General features: G+C 40.3%; 16 protein-coding genes. 9 read left to right on the forward strand and 7 right to left on the reverse strand.

Annotation, left to right across the window (positions count from 1 at the left end; translation table 11 throughout):
- The first annotated feature begins 29 nt into the window (after positions 1-29).
- Entirely contained in the window at positions 30-4,367 is a 4,338-nt protein-coding gene (locus B9Y87_RS08220; RefSeq protein ID WP_085497971.1) for a CusA/CzcA family heavy metal efflux RND transporter, read from the forward strand.
- A gap of 10 nt (positions 4,368-4,377) precedes the next feature.
- Complete coding sequence (locus B9Y87_RS08225) at positions 4,378-5,547, forward strand: efflux RND transporter periplasmic adaptor subunit (RefSeq protein WP_085497973.1); 1,170 nt, start codon at positions 4,378-4,380, stop codon at positions 5,545-5,547.
- Positions 5,548-5,661: 114 nt separating this feature from the next.
- On the opposite strand, the gene B9Y87_RS08230 is transcribed toward B9Y87_RS08225, so the two are convergent.
- From B9Y87_RS08230 to B9Y87_RS08245, 4 genes are all read right to left on the reverse strand, one after another.
- Positions 5,662-6,912 carry an NAD(P)/FAD-dependent oxidoreductase gene (locus tag B9Y87_RS08230; RefSeq protein ID WP_085497975.1) on the reverse strand — a complete coding sequence of 417 codons (1,251 nt, stop codon included), beginning with the start codon at positions 6,910-6,912 and terminating at the stop codon, positions 5,662-5,664.
- A gap of 4 nt (positions 6,913-6,916) precedes the next feature.
- Complete coding sequence (locus B9Y87_RS08235; protein ID WP_085497976.1) at positions 6,917-7,924, reverse strand: 4-hydroxyproline epimerase; 1,008 nt, start codon at positions 7,922-7,924, stop codon at positions 6,917-6,919.
- A 4-nt stretch (positions 7,925-7,928) separates the two neighbouring features.
- A complete protein-coding gene (locus tag B9Y87_RS08240) occupies positions 7,929-9,512 on the reverse strand; it encodes an aldehyde dehydrogenase (NADP(+)) (RefSeq protein WP_085497978.1) in 1,584 nt (527 codons plus the stop codon).
- Positions 9,513-9,602: 90 nt separating this feature from the next.
- Positions 9,603-10,523 carry a dihydrodipicolinate synthase family protein gene (locus tag B9Y87_RS08245; RefSeq protein WP_085497980.1) on the reverse strand — a complete coding sequence of 307 codons (921 nt, stop codon included), beginning with the start codon at positions 10,521-10,523 and terminating at the stop codon, positions 9,603-9,605.
- A 316-nt stretch (positions 10,524-10,839) separates the two neighbouring features.
- On the opposite strand from B9Y87_RS08245, the gene B9Y87_RS08250 reads away from it, so the two are divergent.
- From B9Y87_RS08250 to leuB, 5 genes are all read left to right on the forward strand, one after another.
- The gene (locus B9Y87_RS08250; protein WP_085497981.1) at positions 10,840-12,402 is read left to right on the forward strand and encodes a M28 family peptidase; all 1,563 of its coding nucleotides are present in this window, start codon (positions 10,840-10,842) and stop codon (positions 12,400-12,402) included.
- Positions 12,403-12,725: 323 nt separating this feature from the next.
- Positions 12,726-14,135: a 3-isopropylmalate dehydratase large subunit gene (leuC, locus tag B9Y87_RS08255; protein WP_085497983.1), complete on the forward strand. Its 1,410-nt coding sequence runs from the start codon at positions 12,726-12,728 to the stop codon at positions 14,133-14,135.
- 172 nt (positions 14,136-14,307) lie between these two features.
- Positions 14,308-14,904, forward strand: coding sequence for a 3-isopropylmalate dehydratase small subunit (gene leuD, locus B9Y87_RS08260; RefSeq protein WP_072861271.1), 597 nt, complete (start codon positions 14,308-14,310; stop codon positions 14,902-14,904).
- 126 nt (positions 14,905-15,030) lie between these two features.
- Positions 15,031-16,548, forward strand: coding sequence for an alpha-isopropylmalate synthase regulatory domain-containing protein (locus B9Y87_RS08265; RefSeq protein ID WP_085497985.1), 1,518 nt, complete (start codon positions 15,031-15,033; stop codon positions 16,546-16,548).
- A 61-nt stretch (positions 16,549-16,609) separates the two neighbouring features.
- Positions 16,610-17,665 carry a 3-isopropylmalate dehydrogenase gene (leuB, locus tag B9Y87_RS08270; protein WP_085497987.1) on the forward strand — a complete coding sequence of 352 codons (1,056 nt, stop codon included), beginning with the start codon at positions 16,610-16,612 and terminating at the stop codon, positions 17,663-17,665.
- 104 nt (positions 17,666-17,769) lie between these two features.
- Here leuB and B9Y87_RS08275 read toward each other — a convergent pair whose 3' ends face one another.
- Positions 17,770-18,966 carry an MFS transporter gene (locus tag B9Y87_RS08275; RefSeq protein ID WP_139827200.1) on the reverse strand — a complete coding sequence of 399 codons (1,197 nt, stop codon included), beginning with the start codon at positions 18,964-18,966 and terminating at the stop codon, positions 17,770-17,772.
- A 410-nt stretch (positions 18,967-19,376) separates the two neighbouring features.
- On the opposite strand from B9Y87_RS08275, the gene B9Y87_RS08280 reads away from it, so the two are divergent.
- Both B9Y87_RS08280 and B9Y87_RS08285 read left to right on the forward strand, forming a co-directional pair.
- Positions 19,377-20,504: an FIST signal transduction protein gene (locus B9Y87_RS08280; protein ID WP_139827191.1), complete on the forward strand. Its 1,128-nt coding sequence runs from the start codon at positions 19,377-19,379 to the stop codon at positions 20,502-20,504.
- Positions 20,501-22,267 (forward strand): PAS domain-containing hybrid sensor histidine kinase/response regulator, encoded by a 1,767-nt coding sequence (locus B9Y87_RS08285; RefSeq protein ID WP_085497994.1) that lies wholly within the window; start codon positions 20,501-20,503, stop codon positions 22,265-22,267. The genes B9Y87_RS08280 and B9Y87_RS08285 overlap by 4 nt, the downstream gene beginning before the upstream one ends.
- A 127-nt stretch (positions 22,268-22,394) precedes the next feature.
- Here B9Y87_RS08285 and B9Y87_RS08290 read toward each other — a convergent pair whose 3' ends face one another.
- Together B9Y87_RS08290 and B9Y87_RS08295 are read right to left on the reverse strand one after the other, a co-directional pair.
- The gene (locus tag B9Y87_RS08290; RefSeq protein WP_031444295.1) at positions 22,395-22,589 is read right to left on the reverse strand and encodes a cold-shock protein; all 195 of its coding nucleotides are present in this window, start codon (positions 22,587-22,589) and stop codon (positions 22,395-22,397) included.
- A gap of 144 nt (positions 22,590-22,733) precedes the next feature.
- Positions 22,734-24,047, reverse strand: coding sequence for a DEAD/DEAH box helicase (locus B9Y87_RS08295; RefSeq protein WP_085497996.1), 1,314 nt, complete (start codon positions 24,045-24,047; stop codon positions 22,734-22,736).
- Positions 24,048-24,292 lie beyond the last annotated feature (245 nt).

Consider the following 24,292-nt stretch of genomic DNA (forward strand, 5'->3'; position numbering starts at 1 on the left):
TAGCTTGCAATCTTTTTATTACATGAATTATGTTATCCAATATTATACAATTCAGTATAAAGAACAAATTAATTGTTTTTTTGCTTACATTATTTATTATAGGTTTTGGACTGTATTCCCTAACCCAGATACCTATTGGAGCTGTTCCTGATGTTACCAACAATCAGGTACAGGTAATTACCACCTCCCAGAATTTGTCCACTCAGGATATGGAGCAATTCATAACCTATCCCGTGGAACTGGAAATGGCCAATTTGCCAGGTGTAGTTGAAATTCGTTCGGTATCAAAATTTGGACTTTCAGTCGTCACAATTGTTTTTGAAGACCATATGGGAACTTTTCTTCCCCGGCAATTAATTTCAGAAAAATTAATCTCGGCCTCAGAGAAAATCCCCGCAGGTTTCGGTACACCCCAAATGGGCCCTGTAACCACTGGTTTAGGAGAAATTTACCAATACATTCTGGACACCAAGCCAGGCTATAAGGATAAGTATTCTATAATGGACCTTCGTACCATTCAGGATTGGGTAGTGAAGAGGCAACTTTCGGGAATTCCCGGTGTTGTGGAAGTGAATACTTGGGGTGGCTATCTAAAGCAATATGAAGTAGCCATAAACACCCAGAAATTGCACGCTATGAATATTACCACTGCCGACATTTTTACGTCCTTGGAAAAGAATAATAGCGTTTCGGGAGGCGGTTATATCGAAAAAGTAAACCAGGCCTACTTTATTCGGGGCGAAGGGCTTATATCTTCACTTGAGGATATTGAAAATATTGTAGTTAAATCAACGGACAATCTGCCCATATACATTAAGGATGTAGCCGAAGTTGGTTTTGGCAGTGCTACCCGATTTGGGGCTATTACGGGAAATGGTGAAGGAGAAAAGGTGTTGGGTCAGGTGATGATGCTCAAGGATGCCAATTCCAAAAAGGTTATTGAAGCTGTTCATGAACGTATAGATGCCATTTCCAAGACCTTGCCCGAAGGCGTTTTTATCAATGGATTTTTGGAACGAAGCGAGCTCATCCAAAAAACAACCTTTACGGTGGCAGAGAACCTAGTCCTTGGTTGTTTGATCGTAATTTTTGTGGTAGTGCTCTTGTTGGGGAATCTTCGTTCCGGTTTGGTTGTGGCGTCCGTTATTCCACTCTGCTTACTTTTTGCTCTTTCCCTAATGTATATTTTTGGGGTAGATGCAAACCTTATGAGCCTCGGGGCCATAGACTTTGGGATCATTATAGATGGCGCGGTCATTATTGTTGAGTTCATAGCCTATCAAATAACCGCTAAGAAAGAAGAATTGCAATTGCTTGGAACAAAGGCCCAACAGCAGCTAAAAAATGAAATCACGTTTAAAGGCGCTTCCAAAATGATGAACTCGGCCATTTTTGGGCAGCTTATCATACTCATCGTATTCATCCCAATCCTTTCCTTAAGTGGGGTTGAGGGGAAAATGTTTAAACCCATGGCGCTCACCTTTAGCTTTGCCTTAATGGGTGCCATGATTTTATGCTTTACCTATGTTCCGGTGGCCGCCTCCATATTCATAAGACCATCAACCAAGTCCCCTAAAAACATTTCGGTTCGTTTGATGGAATTTTTAAATAGATCTTATGATCCCATTATTCGTTGGGCACTTACTAAGAAAAAGTTAGTGTTGGCTATCTCATTCCTGCTATTGGGGGGATCCATATACTTATTTACCACAATGGGCGGAGAATTTGTTCCTACCTTGGACGAAGGGGACTTTGTTATTCAACCCGTTTTAAAAACAGGGACCTCGTTGAGCGAAACTGTCAAAATTACAACCAAGATAGAACGGATACTACTTGACAATTTTCCGGAAGTTAAACAGGTAGTCACTAGGATTGGTGCCGCAGAAGTACCTACAGACCCAATGTCTATGGAGGAGAGTGATGTTATCATTATCTTAAAACCTAAAAAGGAATGGGTGTCTGCAGAGAGCAAGGATGAACTTGCTGACAAATTCAAAGAAGCGCTGGGAGTGATTCCAGGTATGGGAGTAGAATTTACACAGCCTATTGAAATGCGTTTTAACGAGCTTATTACGGGAGTCCGCGCAGATATTGCCATCAAGGTTTTTGGTGAGGATCTGGAAATCCTAAACAAAAAAGGGAATGAAATAAGAAACCTTATTCAGAATGTAGAGGGTGCAGCGGACATATCGTTGGAGAAAATTGCAGGACTTCCGCAAATGAACGTAAAATTCAACAGGGCAAAGATTGCTAGATATGGACTTAATATCGCCGATTTAAACAGCCTTATCTCAATGGGGTTTGCCGGTACCAATTTGGGAAGTGTCTTTGAGGGAGAAAAGCGATTTGACCTAACCTTAAGGTTGGATCAGAAAAGTAGACAGGATATTTCCAATTTAAAAAATTTATATGTGGATACACCTAATGCTGGTAAGATTCCCTTAGAAGAATTGGCTCAAATCTCCTATACCACGGGAGCGGCCAAAATATCAAGGGATGATACAAAACGTAGGATCGTAGTGGGTATCAATGTAAGGAACAGGGACCTTCAATCGGTAGTCGATGACGTTCAAAAGCTTATCGAAACAAATATAAAACTACCTACGGGCTACTCCATCACTTATGGGGGCCAGTTCGAAAATTTGCAAAGTGCCAAAGACCGGCTAAAAATAGCAGTGCCGGTAGCATTGGTGCTCATTCTTATATTACTCTATTTTGCCTTTAATTCCATCAGGGAAGCTTTAATTATCTACTCGGCCATACCCCTGGCAGCCGTTGGCGGTATCCTACTTCTATTTGTTAGGGATATGCCGTTCAGTATCTCTGCTGGAGTTGGTTTTATAGCTCTTTTTGGGATTGCCGTTCTTAACGGAATTGTATTGATAGAACATTTTAAGGAGTTAAAACATTCAGGTATGGAAGATTCGGACGAACTCATTATACAGGGATCAAAAGATAGGCTCAGAGCGGTTTTGCTAACCGCATCCGCTGCGGCGCTTGGATTCCTTCCCATGGCTATTTCCACAAATGTTGGCGCAGAGGTACAGCGACCCCTGGCCACAGTGGTAATCGGCGGGCTTATAACCGCTACGATATTAACATTGGTGGTACTGCCTATTCTCTACTCTATTTTTCATTTGAATAATAAAAATGAGACTTTAAAATTAAATGGCAATTCGAAGCTGCTGAGTTTGGCAATGTTATTCATCGTTGGTGTTAGTGGTGTTCGGGCACAGGAGGTTGGGCTCAATTTTGATGAAATACAGGCCTTGGCCATGAATAACAATTCTGGTTTAAACGCATCCAAACTTAAGGTGGATGAATCCAAGGCGCTTATAGGTAGTGCCTTCAATTTTGATAAGACAGATCTATACTATCATTACGATCAGAATAATATAGCCTTTAATAATGAGCCGTTGGAAGTATTCGGCATACAACAGAACTTCCTGTTTCCAACCGTTTATTTTGCAGAAAAAAGTGTCAACAAGGCCAGCTACTTGATGGAGGAAAGCAATTATGAGCGCAAAAAAAGAATCCTGGAGCAGGAACTGGCCTCCAATTATCACGGATTGCAATATGCCAGGCAAAAGGAAAAGACCTACAGTGAATTAAATGAGCTATATCAGCGCTTTTCCTATTCTGCCCAAAGGAGATTTGAACTTGGCGAAAGTAATTATTTGGAAAAAATTACGGCTCAGGCCAAACAAAGGGAGCTTCAAACACTTTATAAAAAAGCAGTTGAAGACGCCCACTTGGCATATCAAGAACTAATTAAAACGGTGCAGCCAGATTCAACCCTCATTATTAAAACGTTGCCTATGGAAAAACTACGGATTAGGGATGTAAATATTGATAATAACGCCGGGATGTTATTTTTTGAAAATAGAACAAAAATGTTCGATGCCAAAAGTACTCTGGAACAGCAACATTTATTTCCGGATTTGAACTTCAATTATTTTCAGGGAACCAATTCCACTTTGGGAGAGAACCTTTATGGTTTTCAAGTGGGGATTAAGATACCTTTATTTTTTAGCGGTAATGCCTCCAAAATTAAGGCGGCCAAAATTGCAAAGGATGTATCCCGGGCTGAAGCCAAGGATTATACTGTTCAGTTAAGGGCCAAATACCAGGCTCTGATGGGGCAATTGAAAAAGTATGAAGAAGTGCTTTCCTATTACGAATCGGAAGGTCAAGGACTTGCTGATGAAATTATAAAAACAGCGACACTAAGTTATCAAAGTGGGGAAATAGACTTTTTTCAGTATATCCAAAGTATGGAAAATGGCTATAATATTACCCTCGGTTATTTGGAGAATCTAAATGCCTATAATCAAACGGTCATTGCCATCAATTATTTAAACTTATAAAAAAAATACTATGTCACGATTACTATATATACTGCCTGTAACAATCCTCTTCCTCAATCTATCGGCTTGCGGGGATTCAGGCCAAAAAAACAAGGATACCAGCAATAGTGGGGACAATATACCTAATGCAAATAGGATAACCATTTCCAAAACCCAATTTGATGGGGAAAGCATGGAGCTGGGAGGTCTAAGTCTACAAAACTTTCCAGTGGAGGTAGAGGTTACGGGGACCATAGACGTTCCTCCGCAAAACAAGGCAATAGTAAGTGCCTTTATTGGCGGTTATATAAAGAGGACCCCTCTTTTGATAGGTAATAAAGTAAAAAAAGGACAGCCCTTGCTTACTCTGGAAAATCCCGAATTTGTGCAAATGCAACAGGAGTATCAGGAAAGCTTTGAACAGCTTAATTATCTTAAATCCGAATTTGAACGCCAAAAAAGTCTGGTGGCAGAGAAGATAACTTCGCAAAAGAATTTCTTAAAGGCAGAGAGCGAATACAAACGGAATCTTGCTACATACAACGGGTTACGAGAAAAATTAAAAATGTTGAACATCTCTCCCGAAAATGTTCAAAAGGGCATTTTGGTGTCGGAGGCAACCATTTTTGCCCCTATAGATGGCAGTATAACCAAAGTGAATATTAGTAAAGGTATGTATGTATCCCCTGCCGATGATATTATGGAAATCGTAAACACAGATCATATTCATTTGGAATTATCTGTCTTTGAGAAGGATATCATGAAAGTCAAAAAAGGCCAAAAAATACGTTTTAAGATTTCGGAGGCTTCACAGGAGTATTACGAGGCCGAGGTATATTTGGTGGGTACTTCAATTGATTCGGATAGTAGAACGGTAAAAGTCCACGGACATCTGCACGATGATGAAAACCACAATTTTGCTGTTGGTATGTTTGTGGAAGCGGCTATTATTACCTCCAATAAGCGTATTAATGCTTTGCCCAACGAGAGCATTGTAAATCAGGATAATAATCAATACGTTTTATCCTTGATCTCGGAAGGGAATGAAGGGTATATTTTTGAGAGCCAAGTTGTCGGCGTGGGGGATAGTTATAATGGGTTTACGGCCATTACCGAAATGGGCGACTTAAAGCTAAGCGATCGGGTTGTTGTTAAAGGAGGATTTAATTTGCTTAGTGAGACTGGAGGAAGCGACCATTAAATAATTTTAATGTTTGTCAGCGCTGATAGGAGTCCAAAACAATAAATTCCAAATCATGAAAAAGAATATGTATATCTGACTTCATGATTTGGAATTTTGTTTTTGTTCTAAGATCTAGAATCGTCTATTCGGGGAAAATCCAGTGATATCCATAGAAGTTTTTCTTTCCGATAATATTTCCGAAACCAATTTTCCGGTCACCGGTCCAAGACTCCAGCCCATCATGGCATGTCCTGTTGCCACGGTTAAATTTTTTAGGTCGCCAATCCTGCCAATATAGGGTAGCCCGTCTGGCGATACGGGGCGCAGGCCACTTTTGGCATCCGCTTTTTCTGCTTCGCTTATTTTTATTTCCGGATAGAATTCGGTGGCAGCATTTGCTATTGCCTCAACCCTTTGTCTTCTAATAACATCGTTGATTCCCGAAAATTCCATGGTACCTGCAAAACGGGTATATTCCGTCATTGGTGTTACCGCCACCTTGGCCTCCATCAAAATGGCCGGAATGGTGATGCCTGTAGGTCTGGGTACATTTATCCGATAACCTTTACCTGCCTGAATGGGAAGTTTTATATTCATTTTCTTGGATAAATTATCGCTCCAAGAACCTGCTGCCAAAACAACCTCTTCTGGGGAATATTCATTTTTGCTGGTAGTTACCTTGCTTATTTGTCCATTTTCCATGGATAGATCAATAACCTCTTCATTGGTCTTAATAGTTACCCCACTTCTCTTTAAATAATCCAGCATTTTTTTCATGAACTCGGTCGGAGTGGTATGACCGTCACATTCATAATGAACAGCTCCCTTAACGTCCATGGTAATGTTCGGTTGAAGTAAATCCAGCTCTTTTTTATTCAATGAGCTAACCTCCAGGCCTAAGAAAAAAGCCTTTTGGGCAACTTGCATTTCGTGTTCGCCTTCCTTTTCGGTTTTATATAACATTAAAAGGCCCTTACGTTCCAATTGAAAATTACCTAGATCCCCTGAATTCTTAATTGAGGTAAAGAGTTCCCTGCTAATTATATTTATCTCCTTGATCAAGGGTATGGCCAGGGCCACTTTTTCTTTAGTGGAAGATTTATGAAAATACCATGACCATTTAAAAAAATCGGTATCCCATCGGGGTTGCATGTAAAAAGGGCTGGACGAATTGAACATCCATTTTATTCCTTTTGAAATCATTCCCGGAGAGGCCAAGGGAATAATGTGGCTTGGGGTAATATACCCAGCGTTGACAAAAGAAGCACCGGATGTAATATCAGATCGGTCCAATACGGTAACCTTATGTCCTTCTTTCTGTAAATAGTAGGCAGAACAGAGTCCTACAATTCCCCCACCAATGATCAAAACATCTTTTTCCATGATATCAAATTACTTGAAAACCGTGGGCATAGGGATCATCATCATCTATTATGATATTGTTATACCCATAAACCTGTGCCCATCCTTTAATACTGGGGATGATGGCCGTCATCCCGGCCAATGTAGTTTCATCCTCCACTTTTCCAACAAACTGGGATCCAATAAAACTTTCATGGATAAATTCATCCCCTACTTTTAGCTTTCCCTTGGCATGCCATTGTGCCATTCGGGCAGAAGTTCCGGTACCGCAGGGAGACCTATCTATGGCCTTATCCCCATAGAAAACGGCATTTCTTGCCGTAGCCTCCGGTGATATGGTATTGCCGGTCCATTCTATATGGCTGACACTATTGATAGTAGGGTTCTCTGGATGGATAAACTTGTTGGGATATTTAAGATTAATTTTCTCCCTTATTTCTTGACTGTATTGTATCAACTTGCTGGCGGAATAATCCTGAATACCCTTAAAATTCTTTTGGGGGTCAATAATAGCATAATAGTTGCCTCCATAGGCGACATCAAAAACAAGTTCCCCTAAATCTGAGCAATTCACAGTAAGTTCGTATGCGGCCAGGTACGATTTAACATTCGTTAATTTTACCCAATCCACCTTTTTGCCGGTTTGTTGGTATTGAATATTTACCAAGCCGGCTGGGGTTTCCATTCTTATTTTTCCAAGCTCCTTGGGAGAAAGTAGTCCTTCCTCTATCCCTATGGTTATAGCACCTATAGTACCATGCCCACACATGGGGAGGCAGCCGCTGGTTTCTATAAACAGGATACCAAAGTCGTTTGCCGGATCTGAAGGCGGATAAAAAATACTTCCGCTCATCATGTCATGGCCACGTGGTTCGAACATTAATCCTTTACGGATCCAATCGAATTCCTTTAAAAAATGCTGGCGTTTTTCGCTCATGTCCACGCCATAAAGATTAGGTCCACCCCCGGCAACAACTCTAACAGGATTCCCACAGGTATGTGCATCCACACAAAAAAAAGTTTTTCTACCCATTGTGCTAGAGCTGCTTTTTCGTGTGCTCACCGTTCACTAGCCGCATAATGTCTAATGGATTGTTGTTCTTAAGGGCATCCGGTAATATTTCTTCCGGCCAACTTTGGAAAGACACTGGTCTTACCCATCGTCTGATGGCCGAAGTTCCAACAGAGGTAAACCTACTATCCGTAGTGGACGGAAATGGCCCTCCATGCATCATGGATGGACAAACTTCCACACCAGTGGGCACGCCATTGAAGATGATACGCCCTACCCTATTTATCAGAGCGTTTACTACCTCTGGACTCTTTTTTATTTCGGTTTCCGTCCCTAAAATAGTTCCTGTCAACTGTCCTTCCAAATGCTGAATTACGGTAATCAATTGCGCTTTGTCCTGGCATTGTACAACAATCGAAAACGGGCCAAAAACTTCCTTATGTAACACGGGATTGTCTAGAAAATCTTGCGCGGCAACGGTCAATATTTTCTGTTCTCCAAAATTAGGGGCAGTTTCACCTTTAAAAGCAGCCACTTCCGCTGTTTTGGGCTGCGAAGACAATTCCTTTTTACCTTTTTCGTAACCTTCATATATGTTTGGATGCAACATGCACGTAGGCTCCAGTTTTTCTATTTCCTTGCCCAAGTCGACTATAAAGCCATCTAAGGCCTGTCCTTTGATGCCTAAAATAAGCCCTGGATTAGTGCAAAATTGTCCCGCTCCCAACACAATGGAACCTGCGTATTGGGCTGCCCATTCGGCCCCTTTTTGCTCCAAGGCAGAAGGTAGGACCACTACTGGGTTAATACTGCCCATCTCAGCAAAAACCGGGATTGGCTCTTTTCTTTGCGAGGCCAATCTATAAAGAGCCATTCCTCCATTGGTACTACCGGTGAAACCTACGCCTTTTACTTTTGGATGCAGGGTCAATAACTGACCTACCTCAGAATCCCTACTATTTAAGTTGGAAAAAACACCATCCGGCATCCCTGTCTTTTTAGCTGCTTTTGCAATTGCCGAGGCTACCAATTCTCCTGTACCGGCATGCATTGGGTGACTTTTCACAATTACGGGACATCCCGCTGCCAAAGCACTGGCGGTATCTCCTCCTGCCGTAGAAAATGCCAATGGGAAATTACTGGCACCAAATACGGCAATGGGACCAATAGGAAGCAACATTTTTCTAATGTCCGCTTTTGGCAAAGGTTCCCTATTAGGCTGTGCGGTATCTATAGTGGCCTCTACCCAAGATCCCTCCTCCAATAAGGTGGCGAAAGCCCTTAGTTGTCCCATAGTTCTTCCCCGCTCTCCTTTTGCCCTACCTTCCGGTAATCCGGATTCCTGAACGTAAACCGAAATCAATTCATCGCCCAAGGCTTCAATTTCACTGGCAATGGCCTTTAAAAATTCGGCTTTTTTGGCGTCTGGGAATTTGCCATAGGTTTCAAATGCTATTGCTGCCTTTTCCACCGCGGCATTTACCTCTTCCTGTGAAGCCTCATGGAAAACCCATTCCGTAGGTTTATTTAATTTTGGATTGAAAGTTGAATATGTTCTACTGTTCTTGGCAGATGTCTCTACACCAATATAGTTTTTACCTGTTATCATTATGATTTTGTTATAATTATACGCTCAAAACAAGCTTGAATTTCCTTGACTAAAGTAACACTTTAGTAGGTTTTTTATGTTATAATTAGGTTAAACCAATGCTGGTTTACATTCTGGAAGGGTTGGTCTTGTCTTCATCCCTTCTTCAATGATCTTCAAGACCCTTTTTCTTTCGTCACCTTGCAAAGGTAACCTAGGGGCCCTTACTTGCTCAGTTCCAATGCCTGTGGCTACTTCGGCCAATTTTATATTTTGTACCAATTGGGGGTTGATGTCCAATTCCAACAATGGTAAAAACCATCTGTAAATGGCTAGTGCTTCCGGAATTCTCCCAGCTTTGGCCAGGCTATATATGGCTACTGTTTCTTTAGGAAAGGCACAGACCAGTCCAGCAACCCAGCCGTCAGCACCCATAAGAATGCTTTCCAATCCTAAAGTATCTACTCCTGTCAACACCTTTAGGCGGTCGCCGAATCTATTTTTAATCCGTGTAATGTTGGAAATATCGCGGGTAGATTCCTTTACTGCTTGTATGTTGGGCATGGTCAGTAATTCCTCAAACATATCCAAGGTTACCTCTATACCATAATCTACAGGATTGTTGTATATCATTATAGGTAAATCCGTACTCTTGGCAACTTCCTTGAAGTAGGTTACCGTCTCAAAATCATTGGCCTTATAGCGCATGGGAGGAAGCATCATTAATCCACTGGCTCCATATTTTTTGGCTTTATTGGCTGCTTCAATGGCACCCTTTGTGGTCTGTTCAGCAATATTTATGATTACGGGAATCTTACCGCTGACAATTCTCACAGTTTCCTGTATCAATATCTTTTTCTCTTCATCTGTTAGAGTACTGGCTTCCCCAAGTGTACCTCCCAGAATAATAGCGCTGACCCCAGCTTCCAGCTGTGCCTGAATATTGGTTTCGAACATTTCGAGGTCCAAGGTGTCCTCTTTTGTGAATTTGGTGGTAACTGCGGGCATTACGCCTTCCCATTTTATATGCATATGAAAGATTTTTAATATGAATTACAAATTTAATACAACCATAAACCCTAAAATAGAGAAATATTAGCCGAATTTGAGAGAATATTAACTTGTTGGGCCTACTTTTGACAAAAACAGGTTAAAAAACGATGTGGCTTTACCCCGTTGAAAATAAACGGAATTCCAACCGGTCTTGGTCATTATACTATATGTTAGGCATTTAGGCTACTTATGAAATATCAACAATATCAGAGGTAGTACTTTTATAAAAATACTAAGATTCTTTCTTAAAGATTTCCCTATTTTTGAAAAATTCTGAATCAATAAAAATAGCTGAATGAAAAAGATACTGTTTGTTGCGTTAGGACTTTCCTTTGCTTGCAACTCATCGCAAAAAACCATTTCCCAACAAATTGAACCGGTAAATACCAGTGTAGACCCCATGGTTTATGCGCAATCCATAACAGAGGCCGAATTAAAGGAGCACCTCTATACATATGCTTCGGATGAATTTGAAGGAAGGGATACCGGAGAACCGGGACAAAAATTGGCAGTGGAATACCTTAAGGCGGAATATGTTGAGCTTGGCATTCCAGCCGCCCAATCTGATGGAAATTATTTTCAAAATGTTCCGTTGGTCATCAGTAAACTACCTAAGGGATCTGTTTCCATTAATGGAAAGGAATACCAAAATGGAGAAGGGTTGCTGACATTTACAACTGCCACGGGTAGCTTTGATAATATAGTATATGTAAGCTATGGTATAGAAGAAGAGAATTACTCGGATTATACCGGTATAGATGTAAAGGGTAAAATAGTCTTGATAAAGGCAGGGGAACCTATGAACGCTGACGGAACCTATAAGATATCGGGCTCCAATGAGGCATCTGTATGGAGCAATATGTCTGAATCTATTGGAAAAAGAATGGAATTGGCCTCGAGCAAAGGCGCCATTGGGGTAATGTATTTTGATGAGGGCAATTACGGTCGCTTTAAAAATAGGTTTAATTTCATGCAGAGCAAGGATAGCGGTAGTATGGGGTTAAAGGATGAAGTCCAAAATGATTTTTACAGCTTTTTCATAGATGCCGATGTAGCAAATGCCATTCTTCCTAATATTAAATCTGAAAACACTTCCAAAAACGTTTCCACTAAATTGGTCCTGAATATTGAAAGTGATAGTAAAGACGTGGAATCTGAGAATGTAGTAGCTGTAATTAAAGGGTCTGAAAAGCCCGATGAGTATGTTATTATTTCAGCCCATCTTGATCATGTTGGCGTAAACAAGGAGGGGGAGATTTTTAACGGTGCTGACGACGATGGTTCTGGAACCGTTGGTCTTTTGGAGATTGCCGAGGCATTCAAAAAAGCGGCGGATGATGGCAATGGTCCAAAACGTTCCATAGTTTTTCTTCATGTTACCGGAGAGGAAAAAGGTCTTTTGGGATCAAAATATTATGCTGATCACGACCCAATTTTTCCTTTGTCCCAAACGGTGGCCGATTTAAATATTGATATGATAGGGAGAATAGACCCAAACCGCACTGGGGATAGGAATTATATTTATTTAATTGGTTCCGATAAGTTGAGTACCGAACTCCATGAACTATCGGAAGAGGTCAACAAAAAATATATGAATATTGAATTGGATTATACATATAACGATGAAAATGATCCCAACCGTTTCTACTATAGAAGTGATCATTACAATTTTGCAAAAAATAATATTCCTATCATATTCTACTTTAATGGAACCCATGCGGACTATCACCAGCCAGGGGATACTCCTGACAAAATAAATTATGATCTATTGGAAAATAGAACCAGACTGGTTTTTCTTACCGCTTGGGAAATAGCCAATAGGGAGGCCCGTTTAAAGGTGGATAAGGCCACAAAGTAATTTATAAAAAGTAAGCTTTTAAAATAGGTGGATGAATTGGATTTGTCCACCTTTTTTGTTCTCAATAATTAGATACTAGGTTACACTTTGTCCATCCCTAAATTATCGTTTCAATATCTTGTGTAAAAAGCTAAATGCCATATCAAAAAAAGAACAGGTTATATTCTAAACATTCAGCAACTTTTATGTTGAACATCGTAATTATTCCTATATTAATTTCAATGATTTCCAAGATAGTCTTAATTTTGCATGCTAGTAAAAAAGTAGGCAGTTTGCCTCTTAAAGAATATTAAATCTAAGATCATAAATCATAACCCTATAAAATGAAGAAAACGTTATTTGATAAAGTATGGGATTCCCATGTTGTTCATAAGATTGAAAATGGGCCGGATGTCCTGTTCATAGACCGTCACATGGTACATGAAGTGACTAGTCCGGTAGCCTTTCTAGGTTTAAAAAGTAGGGGTATTCCAGTAATGTATCCAGGGCGTACTTTTGCTACTGCAGATCATAACACTCCTACCATTAACCAGCATTTACCGGTTAAGGATCCACTTTCGGCCAATCAGCTTAAAGCATTGGAGGAAAATTCCAAGGCCCACGGTATTTCCTATTGGGGTCTTGGGCATGAAAAAAATGGAATTGTGCACGTAGTAGGTCCGGAATACGGAATTACCCAACCGGGCGCTACCATTGTATGTGGTGATTCGCATACTTCTACCCATGGTGCTTTCGGTGCTATTGCATTTGGTATTGGAACCTCCGAGGTGGAAATGGTATTGGCTACCCAATGCATTATGCAGCAGAAGGCTAAATCCATGCGTATCAATGTAAACGGAAAGTTAAGTAAGGGGGTTACACCAAAAGACGTGGCACTGTATATAATTTCCAAATTAACGACCTCCGGTGCAACCGGATATTTTGTGGAATATGCGGGTGATGTTTTTAGGAACATGACCATGGAAGGTAGAATGACCGTTTGTAACCTTAGTATTGAAATGGGTGCCCGTGGAGGAATGATTGCCCCAGACGAAAAGACCTTCGAGTACATCAAAGGACGGGAGTTTACTCCTGTAGGTGCCGATTGGGACAAGGCCATGGAATATTGGCAAACGCTTAAAACGGATGAGGGTGCCACTTTTGACAAAGAAATCACATTTGATGCCGCCGACATAGAACCTATGATTACCTACGGAACCAATCCAGGAATGGGTATCGGAATTTCCAATGGTATCCCGCAGGCCGAATCTGTTGAAGGTGGTGTTGCCACTTATAAAAAATCACTTCAATATATGGCCTTCAACGAGGGCGACAATATGATTGGAAAGCCAATCGATTTTGTGTTTTTGGGAAGTTGTACCAATGGGCGTATTGAAGACTTTAGAGCCTTCGCCTCTATTGTAAAGGGTAGAAAAAAAGCAGATAATGTAACCGCTTGGTTGGTGCCTGGATCCCATAAAGTGGAATCCGCAATAAAGGAGGAAGGAATTTTGGACATCTTGCACGATGCTGGTTTTGAATTACGAGAGCCTGGATGCTCTGCATGTTTGGCCATGAATGATGACAAGGTTCCCGCAGGGAAATATGCCGTTAGTACCTCCAATAGAAATTTTGAAGGTAGGCAAGGCCCTGGTTCCAGAACCCTTTTGGCAAGTCCGTTGGTAGCAGCAGCTGCGGCAGTGACCGGAATGGTAACGGATCCAAGGGAGTTGATGCAAGAGGAATTGGTCTAACTTTTATTACGATTTAAAGCATTCCGCATAAATTATGGCCTCTTGGAATACTATTTTTTGGAAGCAGTGAGCAGTTTCTGGAGAATATTGAGGAAATCAATAATAATTTGGCAATAAAATAAAGTTTAATTTTTGTTTAGTGCTGGTCGCTAAGCATATAAGTTTAAATAACATGGCATACGATAAGTTTAATATACTTAAAACAACAGCAGTTCCCCTTCCTATTGAAAATGTGGATACGGATCAAATAATTCCGGCCCGTTTTCTTAAAGCCACCGAACGCAAGGGCTTTGGGGACAATTTGTTTAGGGATTGGCGCTACAATCCTGATAATACTCCAAAAGAGGATTTTGTTTTGAACAATCCAACCTTCGGAGGTAAAATATTGGTTGGGGGCAAAAATTTTGGATCAGGTTCTTCTAGGGAACATGCTGCTTGGGCTGTTTACGATTACGGATTCAGATGTGTGGTATCCAGTTTTTTTGCGGATATTTTTAAGAATAACTGTTTAAACATCGGTGTATTGCCAGTTCAGGTAAGTGCCCCGTTCTTGGAAAAAATATTTGAGGCAATCTATGCGGATCCTAAAACAGAATTGGTAGTCAATTTACCCGAACAGACCATTACGTTGACATCAACTGGTGAATCTGAAAGTTTTGACATCAACAATTACAAAAAAGATAATATGCTTAACGGCTTCGATGATATTGATTATCTTTTGAATATAAAGGAGAATATAAGGGAATTTGCCGAAGATACTCCATTGTAAAGTATTGGTTTTCAGTAGATGTGCCACATATTGAGACGAGTTTATGCTTGGTCCTGATTGGTTATAAAAGTATTTACTGATTTTAAGTTATTGGACAATAGAGTCACGGTTACTAGTTCTGCATAAATGAAACGAAGAATAATTGAAATAATGGACACCACCCTTCGGGATGGGGAACAGACCTCAGGGGTGTCATTTTCAGCATCCGAAAAGCTTACCTTGGCTAAGTTATTGTTGGATGAGTTGAATGTAGATAGAATTGAAGTGGCCTCCGCCCGAGTATCGGAGGGAGAACTTTCGGCGGTTCAACAGATTACCGAATGGGCCAATTCAAAGGGGTATATCCACCGTGTTGAGGTATTGACCTTTGTTGATGGAGGTGTTTCCATTGATTGGATGAAAAAATCCGGTGCAAAGGTCCAGAATCTCTTAACCAAAGGTTCTATGAACCACCTAACGCACCAGCTTAAGAAAACGCCGCAACAACATTTTAATGAAATAGAAAAAACAATTGCCGAAGGGGCCAAGGAAGGCATTTCTACCAATGTATATTTGGAAGACTGGAGCAATGGGATGCGAAATTCAAAGGAATACGTATTCCAATTTATAGATTTTTTATCCACGCAGCCAGTTAAAAGGGTTTTATTGCCGGACACTTTGGGCATCCTTACCTATACCGAAACATACAAATTTATATCGGAAATTGTTCAGCGGTACCCTAAAATGCATTTTGATTTTCATGGACATAACGATTATGATTTAAGTGTTTCCAATGTGATGGAGGCAATAAAAGCAGGTTGCCACGGACTTCATTTAACTGTGAACGGAATGGGTGAAAGGGCCGGTAATGCCCCAATGGCAAGCGCTATAGCGGTAATCAACGATTTTATGCCCGAAATAGAGGTGGCCGTTAATGAATCCTCCTTGTATAAGGTGAGCAAGTTGGTATCTGCCTTTACTGGATTTGGAATTCCTGCCAACAAACCAATAGTGGGTGATAATGTTTTTACCCAAACTGCAGGAATCCATGCCGATGGGGATAGTAAAAAAAACTTGTACTTCAACGATTTAATGCCGGAGAGATTTGGTAGGAAACGTAAATATGCCTTGGGCAAAACTTCGGGAAAGGCCAACATTCAAAAAAATCTGCAAGAGCTGGGGCTTACGCTGAATGATGATGAATTAAGAAAGGTTACGGCCCGTATTATTGAATTGGGAGATAAAAAGGAAAAGGTAACCAAGGAGGACCTGCCCTATATTATTTCCGATGTTTTGGATAGCGATACCTATCAGCAAAAAGTTTTTGTTAAATCATACGTACTTACACATTCCAAAGGTTTAAAGCCCTCCACTACCCTAGCCCTCGAAATTAATGGAGAACTTATAGAGGAACATGCTCAGGGAGACGGACAATATGATGCATTTATGAATGCCTTGAGAAAAGTATACAAATCCAAAAAATTGGAATTGCCCACTTTGGTGGATTATGCCGTGCGAATTCCTCCGGGCAGTAATTCCGATGCTCTTTGTGAAACCATTATTACTTGGAAAAGAGGTGATAAGGAATTTATAACCAGGGGGTTGGATTCCGACCAAACTGTCTCGGCCATAAAAGCGACCGAGAAAATGTTGAACATAATATAGGAAAATCACAAACAATTATAACCATGCCGGAAGCACAACGTACGGCAAAAAGCAAAATTAAATGAAATTAAATATTGCCCTTTTAGCAGGAGATGGAATAGGTCCTGAAGTAATTGATCAAGCGGTAAAAGTATCCAATGCCATAGCCAAGAAATACAATCACGAGATAAGCTGGACACCTGCCCTCACCGGTGCAGCTGCAATTGATGCGGTTGGAGAACCTTACCCGGATGAAACCCATGCCGTTTGTGAAGCTGCGGATGCTGTTTTATTTGGGGCCATTGGTCACCCAAGATTCGACAACGATCCATCTGCTAAGGTACGTCCGGAACAGGGATTGTTGAAAATGAGACAAAAATTGGGCTTGTTTGCCAATGTTAGGCCTACTTTTACCTTCCCTTCACTGATAGATAAATCCCCATTGAAGCGTGAGCGTATTGAGGGTACGGATTTAATTATTCTAAGGGAATTAACTGGTGGAGTATATTTTGGCGAAAGGGGACGAAAGGACAATGGAAATACCGCCTTTGACACTATGACCTATACCCGTGCAGAAATTCAGCGATTGGCCAAGAAAGGTTTTGAAATGGCCATGGCCAGATCCAAAAAACTTTGTTGCGTAGACAAGGCCAACGTTTTGGAATCCTCAAGATTGTGGAGAGAGACGGTACAGGCAATGGAAAAGGATTACCCAGAAGTAACTGTTTCCTATGAATTTGTTGATGCTGTGGCCATGAGATTGGTACAATGGCCAAAAGGATATGATGTAATTATAACTGAAAATCTTTTTGGGGATATTTTAACGGATGAGGCTTCGGTAATTTCGGGGTCTATGGGATTAATGCCATCGGCTTCCGTAGGAACCAAAACTAGATTGTATGAACCAATTCACGGATCATATCCACAAGCGGCGGGTAAGGACATTGCAAATCCCTTGGCTACCGTGCTTTCAGCTGCCATGATGTTCGAAGATTTTGACTTGAAGGAAGAGGCGCAGGCCATTCGTGATGTTGTAAACAAATCCCTGGCTGAAGGTGTGGTTTCGGAAGATTTGGCAGAAGGCGGAAAAGCCTATAAGACTAGCGAAATTGGAGATTGGTTGGCTAAAAACATCTAGTACACCTGTCATTCCTATCTACACAGAAATCTATAAAAAGAGGGCGTCCAATTATATTTAGACGCCCTCTTTTATGTTGTAACGGATTATATTATATCCAGCGCTTAAGAATTAAATGCCATTTTTCGTTTCGTGTTAACGGCTCTATTTTTAGAAAACACCAAGATCAATACCGCAATGGTTATCCCAATACCGGCCATTAGGGCTCCTACCAAGCTTGCGGAGGTAAATCCAAATCCCATAGCTATGGGTAAACCTGCAAAGTACGCTCCAGAGGCATTGCCCATGTTAAAGGCACTCTGATTCATGGAAGATCCCAGCATTTCAGATCCTTTGGATGCCCTTATTATAGCCAATTGAATTGGTGTACCTACCATAAAGGAAACGATTCCGATTATGAAGGTTAAGATTAATATGGCTACTGGATTAGCGGCAACCAAGAAGTTGATCAGGAGCACCATTACCATTAATGACAAGCTGATAATAACCGCTTTTAAAGGGCTAAATATCTCAGCCATTTTTGCACCAATAAAATTACCAAAAACCATTCCTACCCCTGCCAAAATCATGGCGTAACTTACCATGCTTTCCGAATGTCCGGATACATTTGTCAACAAAGGGGCAATATAGCTATACCAAGCGAAGAATCCGCCCGTCCCAATAGTGGTCAGCAAAATGAGCAACCAAATTTCCACTCTCTTAAAAACCTTCAAATCTGTAAAGAATCCCTCAGAAGAAGATTTTTCCATTTTGGGCATCCAAAAGTAAATGCTTAGTAGTGCTATGACACCTACAATGCCCACCAATAGAAAAGAGAGGTTCCAATTGTAATAATGGCCTAGATAAGTACCTATGGGTACTCCTATTACATTGGCAATGGTTAGGCCGGCAAACATGGTGGCTATGGCCTGGGCTGCTTTGCCCTCTTTCGCCAACTTTCCTGCAACTACGGCACCAATTCCAAAAAATGCTCCATGTGGCAATCCAGACAGGAATCTAGCAATCATTAAAGTGACATAGTTTGTTGAAAACGCCGATAAGGTATTGAAAACCGTAAACCAGATCATTAGATACAGTAGCACTTTATGCGCCGGCCACTTACCGCTCAGAGCTGTTAAAGTGGGAGCACCAATTACTACGCCCAAAGCATAGGCAGATATGAAATGGCCTGCTTGAGGTATACTTATTTGAAGAGAATTGGCCACGTCTGGCAGAATACCCATTATTACAAACTCGGTCATTCCTATACCAAAGCCTCCTACCCCTAGGGAAAGCAGTGCTTTTTTGTTCGATTTGTCCATACTCATAATGTTATTATTTAAGACATTAATACAGCTACAATATTACTACAAGGTATTTTCGTACAGCTATGGATAATTATCCAATTTATATGCATTTATATCCTGTAAAAAAGCGGCAAAAGTAATACTCTTCGTTGAGATAGTAGGTATTTACGGGAGTTTTCGCGTTTTATTGGGAAATTTTTATGACTACATGGGGTAGACTGGCGAATGTTTTTTTCATGCCTATGTTGGTCCATAATTACCAAAGGGACCTTTGCACTAAAAGAAGGGCTAAGTGAATTTAAGGCATGTATATTTAACTTGTCATGGACTAAATCGTGTGCCCAAAAAAATTAGATCTATACGATTTGGAAATATTAAACGTTGATACCATATACGAAGAAGATTTTTCTTACAAATATTTCATCATGAAAATTTATCAGCATAAAATACTTCAATTAGAAGACCTTAACCATTTGGATTTGGATTTTGTTCCTGATGTATTTTTTCTTTTCGCTTCGCCCACCTTTATCAATACGGAAGAATTTGTAAACCAATTGGCACATAAATATGAAAATACAAAGCTAATAGGATGTTCCACTGCGGGAGAAATATTGGGAAATGAAGTTTTGGACTCTACGATAGCCCTAACGGCGGTTAAGTTTGAAAAGACAAAACTGAAAATAGAGGAGGTAGATCTATTATCCTGCAACATAGATAGTTTTGAAGCAGGGAAAACTATTAGTGGCAAATTACACGGGCCGGATTTGAGGCATATTTTCGTACTCAGTGACGGACTCATTGTAAATGGGGCCGAATTGGTAAAGGGATTGCATGCCGATTTGGACAAGTCTGTGAGTATCACAGGTGGTATGGCCGGGGATTGTTCAAATTTCGAGAATACCTTTGTGATATCGGGGAACCAAGTGGCTTCCAAAAAGATTGTTGCCGTAGGTTTATATGGCCCCGAACTAAGTATAGGATTTGCATCCAAGGGAGGTTGGGACAGTTTTGGTATTGAAAGACTGGTAACCAAATCTACCAATAACATACTTTATGAATTGGATGGGCAACCTGCATTGGAGCTATATAAATCATTTCTGGGAGACATGGCAAAAGATTTGCCCGGTTCAGGCCTTTTATTTCCTCTGAGCATGAGGGATGAGGATAATCAAATACCAGTGGTAAGGACTATTTTATCCATTGATGAAAAAAATGGAAGTCTCACTTTTGCGGGAAACATACCCCAAGGTTCCTATGTTAGATTAATGAAGGCAAATATTGATAGAATTATTGGAGGAGCCGAACAATCTGCCTTGACTGCCAAGGGTAGTACGGATGAGCCCCATCAGTTGGCATTCTTGATAAGTTGTGTAGGCCGTAGATTGGTAATGAAACAGTTGGTGGAAGAAGAAGTAGAAGCAGTAAATGAAGTATTTGGCAATAACATTTATACCACGGGCTTCTATTCTTACGGGGAAATTGCTCCCTTTGATAAATTCTCGCCATGTACACTCCATAACCAAACAATGACGATAACTACTTTTTCTGAATGAGCAATAATTACCATAGACTACTCAAAAGACAGTTAAGAAAGATAGATTTGGATGGCGACACTCTAGATCTTATCGCTCCCTTTTTGCATCAAGTAGACGAGGCATACAAGGCCTTTGATTCTGATTTGCAACAGGTAGAGAATGTATTGGAGAAAAGTTCACAAGAATTGTTTCAGGCCAACCAACAGTTAAAAAATAGTGTGGAATCTATTACAGGGCAATTGTCCAAAGTTGCCGGAAACATCAAGGATGTTATTTTTGAGATGGACCTAAATGGTAATTGGTCCTATCTAAACCCCGCCTGGCGAAAGCTAACAGGCTATAAGGTTAACGATTGTTTAGGAAAACCCTACTACCAATTCTTAAAAGATGACCAAGGAAACGCTTTCAAAAGTCTTATCGATCTTAAGAAGCCCAATTTTAAGACGATAAGTAAATCGTTTAGGTCCCAAATTATTACAGGAGAGTATAAATGGTTGGATTTTTCCATCAAGGTCATAATGACAGAAGAAGGACATATTGAGGGATATATTGGTACCATTGTGGATATTACCAAAATTAAGGAAACGGAACTGGCATTAATAAATGCCAAGGAAAAGGAGTCTATGGCCAATAAGGCCAAAGATGAGTTCTTGACCACCATGTCCCATGAGATTAGGACACCCTTAAATGCAGTTATAGGTATTAGCCACCTGCTTCTGTTGGAAAATCCTAAAACGGAGCAGTTAGAGAATCTAAGTACTTTAAAACATTCCTCGGAACATTTACTGTGTTTGGTAAATGATATTTTAGACTTTAATAAAATTGCTTCAGGACAGTTGGAATTGGAAGAAAGGGATTTTAGTTTAAATCAGGTGCTGAACGGTTTGCGGAGTATATTCCATAATACGGCAAAAGAAAAGGATATTAGGTTACTGATCAAAAAAGACACCTCCCTTCCCAAAACATTTATCGGGGATAGTACTAGATTGTCACAAATCCTGACTAACCTGGTTAGTAACGCCATTAAGTTTACAGAAGAGGGCAAGGTTATGGTGGATATAGAAGTGCTAAAAGTAGAAGCGGATTTCTACGTTTTGGAATTTGTAATATCCGATACGGGAATCGGTATTCCTGAAGACAAAAAGGATAAAATATTCCTATCATTCGCCCAGGCCAATTCGGATACCACAAGAAAGTATGGTGGTACCGGCTTGGGTCTGGCCATCTGTAAGCGATTGTTGGAAATTATGGATAGCGATCTTGAACTGGAGAGCGAGGTTGGCAAAGGATCTACCTTTAGTTTTAAGTTGAAACTGCAAAAGAGCGGCATGACAGATTATCAAGAGGATAACAATGCCTTTGATGCCAGGTCTATACATGACCAGGATAATCTTAAAGGAGCAAGAATTTTAGTGGCCGAGGATAATAAGGTGAACATAATGGTGATTGAAAAATTTCTCTCCAAATGGCAGGTAGATTTTGATATTGCCGAAAACGGTCTAATAGCACTGAATAAGGCTTTGGAAAACACCTATGATATGATTTTAATGGACCTTCAGATGCCGGTAATGAATGGGTTTGAAGCCAGCAAGGCCATTAGGGAATCCAATAACCCGCTTAATAAGGTCATGCCCATCTACGCGCTATCGGCATCCACGGGAATGGATATAAAGGACCAGTTAGGGGAATATGGAATAGATGGTCTAATATGCAAGCCTTTCAATCCTACGGAATTATTCAAAACATTGACATCTATCCTGCAGCAAAAGTATATTCAGTAATAAATAATTTTAAAAGTTAGGTGATAATCGTTTTAGAGCGGAAACACTTGTCTTTTAAATCAAAACAATTGAACAAAAAAAAGCCCATCAGTGTTGATGGGCTTTTCATTAAACATGGAAGTATATATTATATAACTTGTACGTTTACTGCGTTTAATCCTTTGTTACCTTCTTTAAGGTCAAAAGATACTTCATCGCCTTCGCGAATTTCATCGATTAAACCTGAAATGTGTACAAAATGATCCTTTTCAACTCCTTCTTCAGTGATAAAACCAAAACCTTTTGTGTCGTTGAAAAATTTTACTGTTCCTTTACTACTCATCGTAATGTAATTAAATTTATTATAATATTATCTTGCAAAGATGGTGCTAATAATTTAAAAAACAGCTATTTACTTCATTTATATTTAAAAACCCATATTTTTCGGGCCTTAATTTTCACATTTCCATTGGATTTGCCCCCTAAATCATAAGACCGATATCCTTACTTTTTTCTTCTTTAAACGGGAATTGTTCAATTTATGCACCAAGTCTTCCGCTATTTCCAGAGGTACGGCAACAAAGGCACAGTCTTGTTTTAACTCTATCTCCCCCAATTGATCTTGATCCATATTTCCCTGTTTAAAAAACAGGCCGGCAATATCCCCTTTGGATATTTTGTCCTTTCTGCCTCCAGAAATAAACAAAGTTTCCCAAAATTGAGGTTTTCGAACCGTCCGCTTTGAAATATCCACTAACTCTGTATCCTTTATAAATATAGGAAGGCTTTCTTTTTCCCATTGTAACACATAGGCGGTACCCTTGGCATTTACCCTTGCGGTTCGCCCATTTCTATGGGTAAACTCTTCCAAGGAATGTGGAAGTTCATAATGAACTATATATTTTAATTCAGGGATATCTATTCCCCGTGCTGCCAGATCCGTAGCTATCAAGATCTGGCTCGTTCCATTTCTAAACTTAATAAGGGAACGCTCCCTATCCTTTTGTTCCATTACCCCTGAAAAACAACTATGGGGAATCCTGTTTTTCTTTAAAAAAATACTCACTTCCTCTATACTGTCCCTAAAATTGCAGAAGATTATTCCTGGATCGTTTCCCAGATGCAATAACAAATCCAATAGACTTGGCAACTTATCCCTGTCAGTGGAAACCACAGTTTTGATCGCTAACTGTGATTCCTTTTTTTTCTGTAAATAATTAATAACCACAGGCTTTTCCATTTTCACAAAATCTGGAATCCCGACCCCCTGGGTGGCTGAGGTCAATATGCGCTTTTTAATATTCGGCAAGTCATTGAGAATTGCACCCATTTCAATTTCGAATCCTATCTCTAAAGCCTTGTCATACTCGTCCAGCACCAAGGTTTCAATACTTTCCCTAGAGAATCGGTCACTGTCAAAATGGTCCAAGATACGCCCTGGGGTTCCAATTAAAATAGAGGGATTATGTTTAATTTCAATCTTATCCTTAGACATAGGACGACCTCCATATACGGCATTCACTTTATAACCTGTCCCCATATTCCTAACCACCTGCTCAATTTGTATGGCCAATTCTCGGGTTGGCACCAAAATAAGGGCCTGTACCTTGTCAATATTAGGGTCCAAAGTTTCCAACAAAGGCAAAAGGAACGCCAAGGTTTTACCGGTTCCCGTGGGGGACAAAAGTATGGTATTGGCAGTTTTTTCAATCACCGCCACAGCCTCTTCCTGCATAGGGTTCAATTGTTGGATATTTAGTTTAGATAAGATATCCTCCTGCCGTTTTATATTGTTGGCCATAGTTTCCGTTTATTTTTTTGGGGCAATTTCAAAAATGATTCATTTAGAAGCACTTATTTGCATTACAACTTTATAGAAAGGCTACTTTGTGAAATCATATTTCTCGTCAAAGATAGCCACAGTTTTTCCAGCAATATCATAAATTTGGCTATATTCCAATTTGGAAAATGCCCAGAACTTTTTATAGTTGCACACACCCCCACTTTATAACTTTAAAATTAATTAGGTCTAAGGCTTAAGACCAT

It is taken from the genome of Arenibacter troitsensis (genome assembly GCF_900177645.1).
GTDB classification, from domain to species: Bacteria; Bacteroidota; Bacteroidia; order Flavobacteriales; family Flavobacteriaceae; genus Arenibacter; species Arenibacter troitsensis.